Here is a 14,572-nt window from a genome sequence, read left to right on the forward strand (position 1 = left end):
TCATGGCATCCGGTACATTCACCGTCATTCACCCGCAGGGCTTCCATGCCCGTCCGAGCAAGCTGTTCGTCGAGAAGGCGAATGCGTTCCCGTGCAAGGTGACGCTGTACAAAGGCGAGAAAAAGGCCAACGGCAAAAGCTCGCTCGGCCTGCTGACGCTGGGCATTTCCGCCGGCAGCGAGATCCGCCTCGAAACCGAAGGCGAACAGGAAGAGCAGGCGCTCCGCGAGCTCGGCGAGATGCTGACGAAAATTTACGAGGAATAATTCGCTGGACCGCTGCAAGCGCGCACGCAAAAAGAAGCCGCTTCCCCGATTGGGGAAACGGCTTCTTTGCGTCTGGCGCGCCTAGCCTTGCGCGAGTCCGGCCAGACGGCCGCGCGGCCAGTGTTAGCGGGCGCGGCGCATGCTGCCGAGGATGAGGCTGACGATCGCGACCAGCACGATGGCTCCGATCAGCGCCGGGATGAAGAAGAACCCGCCTACGACCGGACCCCATTCGCCAAGCAGCAGCGCGCCGAGCCAAGCGCCGACGAAGCCGGCGATGATGTTGCCGATGATGCCTCCCGGAACGTCGCGTCCGACGAGCATGCCAGCCAGCCAACCGATGATGCCGCCGACGATAAGTGCCCATAACCATGCCATGATGTGTTTCCTCCCTTAGTCGTTTCGTATTTTTTGGTCTCGCTCATGCTATTAAGTAACCGTGCCGGCAGCGCTCCAATCACCTTGTCCGCAGCCCGGATCCTGTTTCGCTTAGGATGTCCGCACGCAGCCGCCTTTATTTATAAGGGAAGCGCGATCTGCATAAATAGTTCTATAGAACTAATTCATTTGGCGGATATTCAATAAATCCTGATTCGATCCGAAGAAATACCTAACTAAATACCCGTGCCATAAGAACTACAAAACGATATATTGATCGTTCGTTAGTCTTATATCGAAATGTGGCGCGGGTGAAAGGGAGGAATCGGATATGATCGGACGTGGAATCGGCGGCGAAGCTCAGTCAGCGGCAATGGAGGACGGAAGCCGCAAGGCAAGGCGGCGGAACGGAAGGAAGCCGTTCCGGCGTACGGGCAGGCGTGCGCTGACCGCCATCCTGTCCGCGAGCCTGCTGCTCGGCGCGGCGCTGCCGGCCGCTGCGGCGGCGGATGCGCCGATCGCGAAAGCGGCGAAGGGAAGGATCGGCGCCGGCAAGGCCGATGCCGCCTACGCGGCCGATCCTGCCGTCGCGACGGCCCGGCCGGCAGCGGCCGTCGCCGCGCCTGACGCCGCCCCTGTCCTCGAGGCTGCGACGTTCGAGGAGATCGCGGAGCTGATCTACGGCGTCATGAAGGACGGATACGGCGAGCGGGCGACGGTCCTGTACCGCGGCAGCACGGAATCGCTGGACCAGAAGCTGCAGCAGGTGTTCAAGGCGGTCGGCGCCAAGGATGACGACCTGCGCTTTGTCCTCAAAAAGATGACCTGGAACTGGACAAGCACGGCCTACTCCGCGACGATCGACTATCGCATGTCCTATTGGGAGACGTTCGAGCAGACCGAGGCCGTCAACGAAGAAGCGCGCAAGGCCGTCCAGTCGCCGGCCATTGCCCGCAAGAAGGAAGGCCGCGAGCAGACGCTGGCGATCTATGAATGGGTGATGGACCGGTTCCGCTATGACCGCACGCTGGAGGAGCATTCCGCATATGCGGGACTGTACGGCAAGAACGGAACGGTCTGTCAGGGCTATGCGCTCATGCTTCATCGCTTGCTGCAGGCGGCCGGCTACGAGAGCCGCATCGTGTACGGCAAGTCCAAGGGCGATCTTCATCTTTGGAACATGGTCCGCCTGGACGGCGTCTGGCAGCATCTGGACGCGACGCTGGACGATCCCGGAGCGGGCAAAAGCAAGCTCGCCTATTTCCTCCGCTCCGACGCCGCCATGGCGGCCGACCACAGCTGGGACCGCTCGGCATACCCCGCCGCCGGCCGTTGACCGGTCGAGAGGCGGGCGCGAGCCGCCTCGAAGTTCGTCAAACGCTTTCCCTTTGTTGGACGGAATGGTAAGATGGACGCATGAGGAGGATGCGTTCATGACGACTAATCAAAATACCGACGAGCTCCAGCCAGGACAAGGAGCCGAAGCGGCGACGCCGGGACAGCCTCAGCTGACCGAGGAGGAGCTGCAGCAGATGATCGCTGCGCTTTATCAGCACGGCGAGCTCGCGCTCAGAAGCTTCTATCAGGACGAATACGAAGTAGACGGACAAGTGGTGAATCACCCGATGTACGGGCCGCTGTTCACCTACCGGCTGCTCGATGCCAATAAGAATCCCCATTCCGTAGGCTTCTTCATGAACGAGCTCGTGCACAATTTCCAAAAGAACGAGGATCCGGCTCTTTGGATGTCGTCGTTCTTCGTGGACATCCTGCGCGGCGAGCGCAGCCGCCTGCCGCCGCCGCCGCAAAACGAAGAGGAAGCGAAATACCTGTTCGACCAGATCATCGTTCCGCATTGCGCCAAGATGTGCCGCGCCGAGTTCGAGGACGAGCCGGTCCATGTCGACATCGACATCCATCCGGACCACGGTCCGGTCGTCGAGGCCGGCTTCCCGTCGATCCGCGAGGGCAACAACGTCGTCGCGATGCCGTTCCACTACTTGCTCGCGCTGCATCTGCTGAATCGCGATACGGCCGACCCGCTCATCACCGGCCTGTACAAAATTCGCGAAGAGCATGGGCTGGACGCTTGATCGATTCATCCCGCCGTCCCTTGGAAACCAAGGGACGGTTTTTTCTTGCCGACCTGAGAGCTCAAGCGGCGGCGGCTAAGCACGGGAGTTTATTCCGACCTATTGACAGGGATTAATCCCCTCCCTATACTGTGGTTATTATCATAACAGTTCAAGGAGTGGGAGACATGTCGACGACGAATCCACAAGCGAGCCTGCCGGCCGCAGATTTCCATGAGGTGATCAAAAGCAGAAGATCGGTCCGCAAGTATGATCCGGACTTCAAGCTGACGGACGAAGAGATCAAGGAGCTTCTGACGACGGCGACGCTCGCCCCTTCCGGAAGCAACATGCAGCCGTGGCGCTTCATCGTCATCACCGACTCGGAGCTCAAGCAGAAGCTGCTCCCGATCGCCTTCAACCAGGAGCAGGTCGTCGCAGCTTCGGCCGTCATCGCCGTGCTCGTCGATCTCCAGGCGTATACGGAAGCTCCCCGCATCTACGGCAAAGCGGTCGAGGCCGGCTATATGAACGAGGAGACGGCCGCCAAGCTGGTCGAGAACATGAACCGCTTCTACGGCTCCCTGCCGCAGGAGCGCGCGCTCCAGTCCGCTCTGATCGACGGCGGCCTTGTCTCCCAGCAGCTCATGCTGGCCGCCCGCGCCCGCGGCCTCGACACCGTGCCGATGGCCGGCTACAACGTCGACCAGTTCCGCGAGCTGCTGCAGATTTCCGACCGCTACGCCAACGTCATGCTGATCGCGCTCGGCAAGGCGGCTCAGCCCGGCCATCCAACCGTCCGGCTGCATGTCGACGAGATCACCCATTGGAACGGCTTCAACGTCTGATGCCGGATCGCGGCCAGGCGGTCTAAAGCGACGGAAGCGCTCGATCGGGTGAAGGATACGATCGGCGGCATGGACGAATTCTACTAATAGAAGCAGCGTGACGCCGGCAAGCTTCAGGTTCATCGGCCGTTCCCTAGCGGGAAGGGCGGCATTTCCGGCCAAACACAAGACGGGATGGAGCAGACGCTCCATCCCGTCTTGTGTTTTTTCGGAACGAATGCTTCATCGCTTCGAATGGGAATCCGCAGGAGGGAGTCAGCCGCCGCGCCTCGTGTCGGCGAACAGAGCGAGCAGCATCGGCTCGTCCTTGCGCGCGAGCAGCGGTCCGGGTGCGAGCTCGAGGCCGTAGGAAGGGGCTCCGGGAAGCGGGATCAGCCGCAGTCCGGCCGCGCCGCTGGCCGCCGCCGCCGGATGATGCCGGCTGAAGTCGGGCACGATAGCAAAACCGAGGCCTTGCGCCGCGAGCGTCCGGGCCGTGCCGAGATCGGCGGATGTGTACGTTTCCCGGAGAGCGCCGCGGCGGGATTCGCTCCACTCGAGGCATAGCCGGCGCAGCTCCGTGCCGGCAGGAGGAGCGATCCACGGCGATTGCGAGGCGAGCAGAGAATCGGCCGACGCTCCCGCATAAGCGGGATGAGAGGCGGATACCGCCAGCTTCAGCTCGGCCTGCCAGTAGACGCTGCCCGCTACCGAAGGCGGCTCGGCCCGCTCGGATACGATCAGATCAGGCTCCTCCAGCCGCCGCTCGGCGGTGAAGTCGATCGCGCGTCCGAACGGCTCGAGCAACGAGGCGGCAAGCGCGGCGGCCTGCTCGCGGCAAGGCGCGTCGATCCGCACCGCCAGCCGCTCTCCCGCTGCCGCGAGCAGCCGCATCTCCAGCCGCGCTTCCTCGTGCAGCCGGATGATCTCGCGCGCGAAGCGGAGCAGCGCCTTGCCGGCATCGGTCAGCAGGATGCGGCCGGTTTTCGACTCGAACAGCTCCGTCCCCCATTCCTCCTCCATCTTCTTCATATGAAAGGTTGCCGTAGGCTGCTTGAGGCCGAGCTCGCGGGCGGCGGGAGTCACCTTCTTATGCTTGTCCAGCAGGACGAGCAGCCTCCATTTAACGATTGTCATGATGGATCTTCCCTTTCGCCATGAAGTATAGATATTTTATGTGAATATGCTTGCTTTATTATAGATAAAATAAATGCAATTTTACAATTACCTTTACAAAGCGAACATACGGCATTAACAACCGGCTCGTACAATGAATCTCGTAAGGCAGATCAAAACTCGGATCTTCGGAAGGGGAAACAAAAACAAGATGAAAAAGACGATGCTGGTCCTGATGACGACGGTGCTTGCCTTGACGCTGGCTGCCTGCGGAAGCAAGAACGACGCGAACAGCGGAGGAGCGGAGGGCGCAAGCCTGAGCGGCTCGATCCTCGCGGCAGGCTCCACGGCGATGCAGCCGCTGGTTGAGCAAGTATCCCAGAAATTCATGGCCGAATCGGAATATAGCGGAGTCACGGTGCAGGTTCAAGGCGGCGGCAGCGGCACTGGCCTGACGCAAGTATCGGAAGGACAAGCCGACATCGGCAACTCGGACATCTTCGCCGGCGAGAAGTTCACGGATGCCGACGCGGACAAAGGCAAGGAGCTCATCGACCATCAAGTCGCCGTCGTCGCCATGGCGACCGTCGTCAACAAGAATATCGCCATCGACGACCTGTCGAAGCAGCAGCTGGTCGACATCTTCACCGGCAAAGTGACGAACTGGAAAGAAGTCGGCGGTGCCGACGAGAAGATCGTCATCGTCAACCGTCCATCGAGCTCCGGCACGCGCAAGACGTTTGAAAAGTACGGACTCGGCACGAAATCCGAAGATCTCCCGGGCAACATCCAAGAGGATTCCTCCGGCACGGTCAAAAAGCTCGTCGGCGAAACGCCGGGAGCGATCGGCTACCTGGCGCTCTCCTACCTCGACGATTCGGTGAAGACGCTCAAGCTCGACGGCGTCGAAGCGACTCCGGACAACGTCAAAACCGGCGCGTATCCGATCTGGGCCTACCAGCACATGTACACGAAGGGCGAGCCGAACGAAGTTGTCAAAGCGTTCCTCGACTACATGGTCAGCGACGACATCCAAAAGACGGACGTAACCGATCTGGGCTACATTTCCATCAACGACATGCAAGTGACGCGCGATGAAGCCGGCACGATCACGAAAAAATAACACCGTCATCACCAGCTGCGCATCATGGCGCAGCGGCAGGCCAAGAAGGAGGCATCCCATGCCCCCTCTTGGCTTTGCGCCATGCCAAGAGTATTCGGCGTAAGGAGAGATCAATTCATGAAAGCAACCTTAGACCCTGCCCGGCCAGGCTCCGAGGGCGCAGAGCCGACTTCGAGGGCCGAGGCTTCGTCCGAGCCGCGCGCTGAGGCGTCTCCGGCATCCGCCGCCCCTTCCGGTGGAACGCCGCCTCGTCCGACCGCGCGCCGCAAATCGCGCTCCGGCGGAGAATGGTTCGGCAAGACGTATACGCTCATCTGCGTCGCCGTGCTCATCGTCACGATTTTTTCGATCGTTTATTTCGTTGCGTCCAAGGGGCTGTCGACCTTCTTCGTCAACGGCGTCAGCCTGAAGGAATTCCTGTTCGGCACGAAATGGGCGCCTGACGGCGAGCCGCAGTCGTTCGGCGCGCTGCCGTTCATCACCGGCTCGTTCGTCACCTCGATTCTGGCTGCCTGCATCTCGGCTCCGCTCGCCTTCTGCGCGGCGATCTTCATGACCGAGCTGATGCCGAAGTTCGGCAAAAGGGTCATGCAGCCGGTCATCGAGCTGCTCGCCGGCATCCCGTCGGTCGTGTACGGCTTTGTCGGCCTGACCGTTATCGTGCCGTTCTTCCGCGCGATCTTCCCCGGGCAGGGCCTCGGCCTCGCCGCAGGCGCGGTCGTGCTCTCGATCATGATCCTGCCGACGATCACGACGATCGCGACCGATGCGATGAGCAACCTGCCGCGCGGCCTCAAGGAAGGCAGCTACGCGCTCGGCGCGACGCGCTGGCAGACGATCTCGCGCAGCATCCTGCCGGCCGTCATCCCGTCCATGCTGACGGGCGTCGTGCTCGGCATCGCGCGCGCGTTCGGCGAGGCGCTCGCCGTGCAGATGGTCATCGGCAACGCTCCGCATATTCCGAGCTCGCTGTTCGAATCGGCGTCCACGCTGACGAGCGTCATCACGCTCAGCATGGGCAACACGATCATGGGCCAAGTCCAGAACAACGTGCTGTGGAGCCTCGCGCTCGTGCTGCTCGTTATGACATTCGTCTTCGTCGCGATCGTGCGCGTGCTGGAAAGGAGAAGCCTGCGATGAGAATGTCCAACAAAACCGCCGACCGCGTAGCGACGGCCGTCTTCTACTTCTTCGCCTTCCTCATCATCCTCATCCTGGCGGGGCTGATCGGATTCATTCTGTACCGCGGCCTCAGCCATATCAGCTTCGGCTTCCTGACGTCGCCGCCGCAGACGTTCAAGGTCGGAGGCGGCATCGGGCCGCAGCTGTTCAACTCGCTGTTCCTGCTCGTGCTGACGATGATCATCACCGTGCCGCTCGGCATCGGCGCCGGCATCTACATGGCGGAGTACGCCCGCCCGGGCCGGTTCACCGACTTCATCCGGCTCGTCGTCGAGGTGCTCTCCTCGTTCCCTTCGATCGTCGTCGGCCTGTTCGGCCTGCTGGTGTTCGTCAACTACTTCGGCCTCAAGTTCTCGCTGCTGGCCGGCGCGCTCGCGCTGACCGTATTCAACCTGCCGCTCATGGTGCGCATCACCGAGCAGGGCATCCGCGGCGTGCCGCGCGAGCAGAAGGAGGCGGGACTCGCCCTCGGCCTGACGCGCTGGAAAACGATCGTCAAGATCATGCTGCCGGTCGCGCTGCCGACGATCCTGACCGGCACGATCCTGGCCGCAGGCCGCGTCTTCGGCGAAGCCGCCGCGCTGCTGTTCACCGCCGGCATGAGCTCGCCGAGGCTGGACTTCACCGACTGGAATCCGTTCAGTCCGGTGTCGCCGCTCAATCCGCTTCGACCGGCCGAGACGCTCGCCGTGCACATCTGGAAAATCAACAGCGAAGGCATCGCTCCGGACGCCGCGCAGATCGCGGCCGGCGCTTCCGCCGTGCTCATCCTGACGGTGCTGCTGTTCAATCTGGGCTCCCGCTGGCTTGGCCGCTTCTTGTACCGCAAGCTGACGGCATCCCGCTAAACCCGACTACGAGGAGGACCCCAAGATGGCAATCGCAGCTCCCTCGAGCGCAATCGGCGCGAGCACGCGGCCGGGCGGCAGCGCGGCGCTGGCCGCCGAGCAGCTGAGCATCTTTTACGGAGAGAAGGAAGCGGTCAAAAAAGTCGACCTGAGCTTCGCGAGAGGCAGCGTGACGGCGCTCATCGGCCCGTCCGGGTGCGGCAAGTCCACGTTCCTGCGGAGCCTCAACCGGATGAACGACACGATCGCCGGCGCGAGCGCCAAAGGAAGCATCTGGCTGGACGGCGAGGACATCAACGCTCCGGGCACTGATGTCGTCTCGCTGCGCCAGCGGATCGGCATGGTGTGGCAAAAGCCGAATCCGTTCTACAAGTCGATCTATGAAAACGTCGCCTTCGGTCCGCGCTACCACGGCGTGCGCAACAAGCGCGAGCTGGACGAGATCGTCGAGTCCTGCCTGCGCCGCACGGCGCTGTGGGACGAGACGAAGGACCGGCTGAACCAGTCGGCGCTCGCGCTGTCCGGCGGCCAGCAGCAGCGGCTGTGCATCGCCCGCGCGCTGTCGGTGCAGCCGGAAATCCTGCTCATGGACGAGCCGGCCTCCGCGCTCGACCCGGTGTCGACGTCCAAGATCGAGGAGCTCATCTCTGAGCTCAAGCAGGAGTACTGCATCGTCATCGTGACGCACAACATGGGCCAGGCGGCCCGCGTGTCCGACAAGACGGCGTTCTTCTATATGGGCAATCTGATCGAGCACAACGAGACGAACGTCATTTTCACCAATCCGGAGAAGAAGCAGACCGACGACTACATCTCGGGCCGCTTCGGCTGATCCGAAAGGCAAGCCGCGCTCGGCCGGGAGAGGCCGTCGCGGCGGCAATCCGACTATCGACGCATGGGAGAAGGGGAACGTTATGACGACATCGATCATGGAGATTGACCGGCTCAACCTGCATTACAGCGAGTTCCACGCGCTCAAGAACATCGAGCTGGACATTCCCGAAAAGACCATTACCGCCTTTATCGGCCCGTCGGGCTGCGGCAAGTCGACGTTCCTGCGCACGCTCAACCGCATGAACGATCTCGTCGCCGGCGTCAAGATCGACGGCAGCGTCAAGCTGGACGGCGAGGACATCTACGGTGCGGAAACGGACGTCGAGTCCCTCCGCAAGCGGGTCGGCATGGTGTTCCAGCAGCCGAATCCCTTTCCGAAGTCGATCTTCGACAATGTCGCGTACGGCCCGCGGCTGCACGGCATCCGCGACAAGGCGACCTTGAACGAGATCGTGGAGCGCAGCCTGCGCGGCGCCTCGCTGTGGGAGGAAGTGAAGGATCTGCTCGGCAAGTCGGCGCTCAGCCTGTCCGGCGGCCAGCAGCAGCGGCTGTGCATCGCCCGCGCGCTCGCCGTCGAGCCCGAGGTGCTGCTCATGGACGAGGCGACGTCCGCGCTCGACCCGATCTCGACGCTCAAGATCGAGGAGCTGGTGCGCGAGCTCAAGAAGGAGTACACGATCGTCATGGTGACGCACAACATGCACCAGGCGGCGCGCGTATCCGACCGTACCGTGTTTTTCCTCAACGGAGAGCTTGTCGAGGCCGACGAGACGGAGAAGCTGTTCTCCAACCCGAGCGACGCGCGCACGGAAGACTACATTACAGGACGCTTCGGCTGAAGCGCCGGCGAGAGGGAGAGAAGAGACCGTCATGATCAAACGCAAGGAACTGGACGAGGGACTGGAGCAGCTCGACAAGATGCTGCAGGAAATGGGCGAGCATGTGGAGTCGGCGCTCGCGGGATCGATGCAGGCGCTGATGAGCGTCGACACCGAGGCGGCGTCCGCGATCATCCGCCGCGACCCGGAGCTGAACCGGCTGGAGGAGCGCATTACGGAGCTCGGCTCCAAGCTGATCGCCACGCAGCAGCCGGTCGCCAAGGATTTGAGGCGCGTGCTCGTCGCGTTCCGCATCTCCGGCGACCTGGAGCGGATGGGCGATCTGTCGGTTGACATCGCCAAAGTCGTGCTGCGCCTCGAGGGACAGCAGCTCATCAAGCCGCTGATCGACCTGCCGCGCATGGCCGAGATCGTGCAGACGATGATTTTCGAGTCGATCCAGTCGTTCGTGCAGGAGAATGTCGATCTCGCCTACAAGATGGCCAAGGACGACGATGCCGTCGACGCGCTGTACTCGCAGATCATCCGCGAGCTGTATACGCTCATGGTGCAGGACCCGCGCACGATCAACCAGTCGATGCTGCTCAGCTTCGTCGGCCGCTATATCGAGCGTCTGGCCGACCATGCGACCAATATCGGGGAAAGCGTCGTTTACCTCGTGACGGGCCGCCGTCCGGATTTGAACGCCTAGCTTTTTTGCAGCGTCGGCTGCTGCATGCGCCTTGACCGTTTCGGAATTCCGGAGCGGGAGGCGCTTTTTGGCGTTCCCTTGAGCGCAGGGAGGGCTTGGGGAGCCTCGGGATCGGGGAGTTTGGAGTCTGGGAGCCTAGGGAGCGGGGAATTCGGGAAGCCCGGGGAGCTGGGAGTTTTGGGAAGTTCGGGGAACTCGAGGAGCCCGGGGAGCCTGTGGAGTCTGTGGAGCCTGTGGGGCCGTGGGTAAAGAGTTGCCCCGCTGCGGGGACGGAACCTCTTTCCGATTCCGCTGAAGCCCAGATTCCTCGATCTCCCTTTCCGAAACGGAAGGAATCCGGCCTTCAAGGGAACCGCTGCCGCTTCTCCAAGAGGTTTCCGTCCCCTCCGCTCCCTGCTTGGACCTTTGCTAGATGCAACCCCCGAACCCCGAACCCCGAACCCCGAACCCCGAACCCCGAACCCCGAACCCCGAACCCCGAACCCCGAACCCCGAACCCCGAACCCCGAACCCCGAACCCCGAACCCCGACAGGTAGAGTAGCCCCGCCCCCGGTACATCCGGCAACCCCGGCAACCCCGGCCAGCAACCCCAGCTATCCCAAGCACCACCGCTTCGTTATTTGCTGCTGGAAAGCTAACGATTCGTCAGACGCTTAGACGCCTTTTAGGCGTGGATTCAAAAACCTAACGACGCCTCAGGCGCTTAGCGTTGAGGATATTGCGTTTCTCTATCGAAAAAATGCTATTTTTCGTTCGCTAAGATTCGTGAGAGTCGTTAGATTTTCACAACGCCGCATAGGGGCCTTCTTACGATTTCAGGAGTCGTTAGCCGTGGAGATGCCGAACTTCGGGGCGTCCGGGGAAAACGGGCAAGGAAATCCAAGAGGAACAAAAACGCGAAACGCGATCGGGCTCGATGCGCCGCCTCAAGCTGCCGGCAAGAAAAAGAGACACGCCGTTCAGCCGGTTCGCTCCGCCTAAGCGTGCGTTGGCCGATTGAGGTGTCTCAAGTTCGAGAAGCCGGATTCAGTTGAGTACGATCAGCTGTCTTATGCTGCCTAGGCCGTAATTCGGATCGTGTCGAGATTCAGTGAGCCGGGGCATCCGCAAGGGGATGCACGGATCAGCCATCAAGCCGCAGGCAGGGCGTAGGCTCGACGGCGACTGAGAGTGACGGGCCTATAGCGGCCAGCCTGCCGGACCTGCCTGACAGGGCTATAGAATCCGAGGCCCGCTCGTCGGTCCTGCCTGACGGGGCGATAGCATCCGTGTCCGCCGGAGCTATAGCGTCCCGCCTGACGCCGGACCAATAGCGGTCCGCCCGCCGGACTAATAGCGGTCCGCCCGCCGGACTAATAGCGGTCCGCCCGCCGGACTAATAGCGGTCCGCCTGCCGGAGCTATAGCGTCCGGCCCGCCGGGCCTTTAGCGTCCGGCCCGCTGGGCCAGCCAGTCGTTCAGCCTGCCGGGATAATCGGTGATGATGCCGGAGACGCCGATCGCGGCCAGCCGTTCCCATTCCTCGGGCCGATTGGCGGTGTAAGGGTAGACGGCAATGCCGGCTGCCTTCGCGTCCTCGGCGTCCTCGCGGCCGATCAGCCCGTGATGCGGATGGAGCGACCATACCTCGGTCTCGAGCAGAGCTGCGTAGGAGGCATGATGATACAGATCGGCGGCATAGAGCAGCCCGATGCGAAGCTCCGGCTCGGCAGCTTTGAGACGGACGAGCAGCTTGTGGTCGAACGAGGAGACGACGGTGCGGCGCAGGTTCGTTCCTTGACGGAGAAACTCGAGCAGCTTGGCGTCGAGTTGCGCGCTGGCCGCGTCTTTCACCTCGACGTTGATCTCTACCGTCAACGGCAGCAGCTCGTAGACTTCGCTCAGCAGCGGCACGCGCTCGCCGGCGAATGCCGGACCGAACCAGGCTCCGGCGTCGGCGCGTCGGATTTCTTCTGCCGTCTGGTCGCGAATCGCGCCTGTGCCATCCGTCGTTCGATCGAGCGTATCGTCATGGCAGACGATCAGCTGTCCGTCGGCGGACAGATGCACGTCGAGCTCGACCATCTGCGCGCCTTGCTCTGCGGCGAGCCGGAAGCTGGCGAGCGTGTTCTCAGGCGCTTCACCTGCGGCGCCGCGATGTCCAATGACGAGCGGCTGGAGGGAGGAATTCATCTTGACCATCCTTTCGGGTTCTCAAATGGGATACGGCAAGCAGGGTCGGCCCAAGCCGCCGGCTGCCGGCCGCATCGGCCGAACAGCCGCGCCAGGGCTCGTCCGCGCCAGACTCGGTCGAGCCAGGCTCGGCCGCATCAGGCTCGGTCGCGCCAGGCCCGGGTGCGCCATACACCGGCATCCGTAGCTGCCGCTGGCGCTTCCCTGCCATTATAAGCCTCGCGCAGCGGCTTGTCTGCCCGACTCGTCGGGTTTAACCGAAGCTTAACACGCCGGCGGCCAGATCAGCGGAGGCGCGACGCAGCGCGTCCTCCAGTCCACCCTCGACGACGGTGGCGGGGATGGCGAGCATCAGGTTCACCGGCAGGCCGAAGTTCTCGACGTTCATCCCATCCCGATGCAGGCCGGTAGCCGGATCGATCTCGGCCGCGAGACGCTCGGCCTGGTCCCGCGCATCGGCCAGATGAGCGTAGAGCGGCTTGCCGAGCGCATAGGCAAGCCCGCATTCGAAGACGGTGCCGGCATCCGGCTCGGCGCCGCGAAACGCGTTGAGATTGGCGATTACGAAGTCGGCCTGGCGGACGAGCCGCACGTTGCCCTCGAAGATGGCGCGGGCGGTGTCCAGACGGTCGGGCAATGGACGGATGTCCTTGTCGAGCGGAAAGATGCCGCGGAAGCCGTATTCGGCGCAGAGCGCCTTCATCGCGCGGCCGGTGTCGGCCGCGTCGGGTCGGAACACCTCGAATCCGGCGAGATAGACGGACGGGACGGAGGCGGGCGTAGCTGAGAAAGTCATAGTCGATGTTCATCTCCTTCGGGTCGATTTCTCCATTTTACCATGGCGCGGAAAAAGATGGTCGGACCCCGTTGACAATGAGAATCGTTATCAGTATTATAGATTCAGTAAATGATACTGATTCTCATTCTTAATCCAACCGGGGAGGTTTCTTTCATGTTCCGCAGCACCAAATCGCTTCTCGCCGCTTCCGCGGCAGCACTTATTCTCGTCTCGGCTTCCGGCGTGCCGTCGACGGCGCGCGCCGCTGCCGCGCCGATCCAGGTGACGCTCGACGGCAAAAAGCTGTCGCTCGACGCGCAGCCGATCGTAACCGCTGGCCGCACGCTCGTGCCTTACAGCTCGATCGTCCAGTCGCTCGGCGGCAAGGCAACCTGGAACAGCTCGACGCGCACGGTGACGGCGACGAGCGGAAGCGATACCGTCAAGCTGACGGCAGGCTCTGCGACGGCATACATAAACGGCAAAGCCACGAAGCTGGAGGCCGCTCCGGTCATCCAGAACGGCAGGACGTTCGTTCCGCTGCGCCTCATCACGGAAGCGTTCGGAAAGTGGGTCACCTGGTCGCAATCGAGCCGCACGGTCGCGATTTCGAGCAAGCTGACGCTGACGACGAGCACCGGACCATTCACGCTGAACAAGCGTCCGCAGCGCATCGTCACGCTTTCCTCGTCCGACACCGAGATGATCTACGCGCTCGGCGGCACGGTTGTCGGCCGTCCGACGGCGATGGGCGCGGTCAATCCGCCGGAAGCCGCATCGGCGGTCGAAGTCGGCAGCACGCACGGCATCCTGTTCGAGAAGCTGGCATCCGTCAAGCCGGATCTGGTCATCGCGAGCCCGTCTCTTGCCAGCCAGAAGGCGACGATCGAGAAGCTTGGCGCGCAAGTGCTGCTCAACTCGCACAACTCCTATGATCAGATCAAGTCCTCCCTGCGCCTGTACGGCAAGCTGCTCGGCAAGGAGACAAAGGCCGAGGAAATCGCAGCCAACATGGACCGCACGGTGAGCAGCCTGAAGAAGCCGGCGACCAAGCCGAAGACGCTGATCGTGTACGGCGCTCCTGGCAGCTTCGTCGTCGCTCTGCCGACGAGCTACCCGGGCAGCTTCCTGGAGCTGGCGGGCGGCGAGAACGTAGCGTCCAAGTTCCCGAAAATGGACACGATGCCGCAATACGCCGAGCTCAGCATGGAGCGCATCGTCGCGGCCAACCCGGACCTGATCCTGCTCATCGCCCATGGCGACGCCGCAGAAGTCAAGTCGGCGTTCAAAAAGCAGTTCGAGTCGAATCCGGCCTGGAACAACCTGTCGGCGATCAAGGACGACCAGTTCGAGATCCTGCCGCAGAACCTGTTCGCCGCCAACCCGGGCCTGCGCGCTCCAGAGGCGATCAAGACGATCAACAAGCTGCTCCTGCAGGTGAACTGA

15 protein-coding genes are annotated in these 14,572 nt (G+C 62.4%); 11 read left to right on the plus strand and 4 right to left on the minus strand.

Features of this window, described 5'->3' with window-relative positions:
- Positions 1-2: 2 nt before the first annotated feature.
- Entirely contained in the window at positions 3-266 is a 264-nt protein-coding gene (locus GE073_RS08530; protein WP_028597797.1) for an HPr family phosphocarrier protein, read from the plus strand.
- Between the two features lie 123 nt (positions 267-389).
- Here GE073_RS08530 and GE073_RS08535 read toward each other — a convergent pair whose 3' ends face one another.
- On the minus strand, positions 390-644 hold the full coding sequence (locus GE073_RS08535; RefSeq protein ID WP_101808897.1) for a GlsB/YeaQ/YmgE family stress response membrane protein: 255 nt from the start codon (positions 642-644) through the stop codon (positions 390-392).
- A 331-nt stretch (positions 645-975) separates the two neighbouring features.
- Between GE073_RS08535 and GE073_RS08540 the strand changes: the two genes are divergently transcribed.
- The 3 genes from GE073_RS08540 (at position 976) to GE073_RS08550 (ending at position 3,564) form a co-directional block, all read left to right on the plus strand.
- Positions 976-1,980, plus strand: coding sequence for a transglutaminase domain-containing protein (locus GE073_RS08540; protein WP_153783251.1), 1,005 nt, complete (start codon positions 976-978; stop codon positions 1,978-1,980).
- Between the two features lie 97 nt (positions 1,981-2,077).
- Entirely contained in the window at positions 2,078-2,737 is a 660-nt protein-coding gene (locus GE073_RS08545; RefSeq protein WP_153783252.1) for a hypothetical protein, read from the plus strand.
- A 167-nt stretch (positions 2,738-2,904) separates the two neighbouring features.
- On the plus strand, positions 2,905-3,564 hold the full coding sequence (locus tag GE073_RS08550) for a nitroreductase family protein (protein ID WP_101808899.1): 660 nt from the start codon (positions 2,905-2,907) through the stop codon (positions 3,562-3,564).
- Between the two features lie 255 nt (positions 3,565-3,819).
- Here the strand turns inward: GE073_RS08550 and GE073_RS08555 are convergent, their stop codons facing one another.
- The gene (locus GE073_RS08555) at positions 3,820-4,680 is read right to left on the minus strand and encodes a LysR family transcriptional regulator (protein WP_101808900.1); all 861 of its coding nucleotides are present in this window, start codon (positions 4,678-4,680) and stop codon (positions 3,820-3,822) included.
- Between the two features lie 190 nt (positions 4,681-4,870).
- Here GE073_RS08555 and GE073_RS08560 point away from each other — a divergent pair, with 190 nt between their 5' ends.
- The 6 genes from GE073_RS08560 (at position 4,871) to phoU (ending at position 10,176) form a co-directional block, all read left to right on the plus strand.
- Positions 4,871-5,782, plus strand: coding sequence for a phosphate ABC transporter substrate-binding protein PstS family protein (locus GE073_RS08560; protein WP_153783253.1), 912 nt, complete (start codon positions 4,871-4,873; stop codon positions 5,780-5,782).
- A gap of 117 nt (positions 5,783-5,899) precedes the next feature.
- Positions 5,900-6,922, plus strand: a complete 1,023-nt coding sequence (gene pstC, locus GE073_RS08565; RefSeq protein ID WP_084136702.1) for a phosphate ABC transporter permease subunit PstC — start codon at positions 5,900-5,902, stop codon at positions 6,920-6,922.
- A 2-nt stretch (positions 6,923-6,924) separates the two neighbouring features.
- Positions 6,925-7,812, plus strand: coding sequence for a phosphate ABC transporter permease PstA (pstA, locus tag GE073_RS08570; protein ID WP_028597805.1), 888 nt, complete (start codon positions 6,925-6,927; stop codon positions 7,810-7,812).
- Between the two features lie 25 nt (positions 7,813-7,837).
- Positions 7,838-8,644 (plus strand): phosphate ABC transporter ATP-binding protein PstB, encoded by an 807-nt coding sequence (gene pstB / locus GE073_RS08575; protein ID WP_084136705.1) that lies wholly within the window; start codon positions 7,838-7,840, stop codon positions 8,642-8,644.
- 82 nt (positions 8,645-8,726) lie between these two features.
- A complete protein-coding gene (gene pstB, locus GE073_RS08580) occupies positions 8,727-9,485 on the plus strand; it encodes a phosphate ABC transporter ATP-binding protein PstB (protein ID WP_028597807.1) in 759 nt (252 codons plus the stop codon).
- A gap of 31 nt (positions 9,486-9,516) precedes the next feature.
- On the plus strand, positions 9,517-10,176 hold the full coding sequence (phoU, locus tag GE073_RS08585; RefSeq protein WP_028597808.1) for a phosphate signaling complex protein PhoU: 660 nt from the start codon (positions 9,517-9,519) through the stop codon (positions 10,174-10,176).
- A gap of 1,425 nt (positions 10,177-11,601) precedes the next feature.
- Here the strand turns inward: phoU and GE073_RS08590 are convergent.
- Complete coding sequence (locus GE073_RS08590) at positions 11,602-12,348, minus strand: glycerophosphodiester phosphodiesterase (RefSeq protein WP_153783254.1); 747 nt, start codon at positions 12,346-12,348, stop codon at positions 11,602-11,604.
- A gap of 253 nt (positions 12,349-12,601) precedes the next feature.
- The gene (locus GE073_RS08595; protein WP_153783255.1) at positions 12,602-13,144 is read right to left on the minus strand and encodes a nucleoside 2-deoxyribosyltransferase; all 543 of its coding nucleotides are present in this window, start codon (positions 13,142-13,144) and stop codon (positions 12,602-12,604) included.
- 156 nt (positions 13,145-13,300) lie between these two features.
- On the opposite strand from GE073_RS08595, the gene GE073_RS08600 reads away from it, so the two are divergent.
- Entirely contained in the window at positions 13,301-14,572 is a 1,272-nt protein-coding gene (locus GE073_RS08600) for an ABC transporter substrate-binding protein (RefSeq protein WP_194843321.1), read from the plus strand.

Source organism: Paenibacillus sp. B01, assembly GCF_009649995.1.
Taxonomy (GTDB): domain Bacteria; phylum Bacillota; class Bacilli; order Paenibacillales; family Paenibacillaceae; genus Paenibacillus_O; species Paenibacillus_O pasadenensis.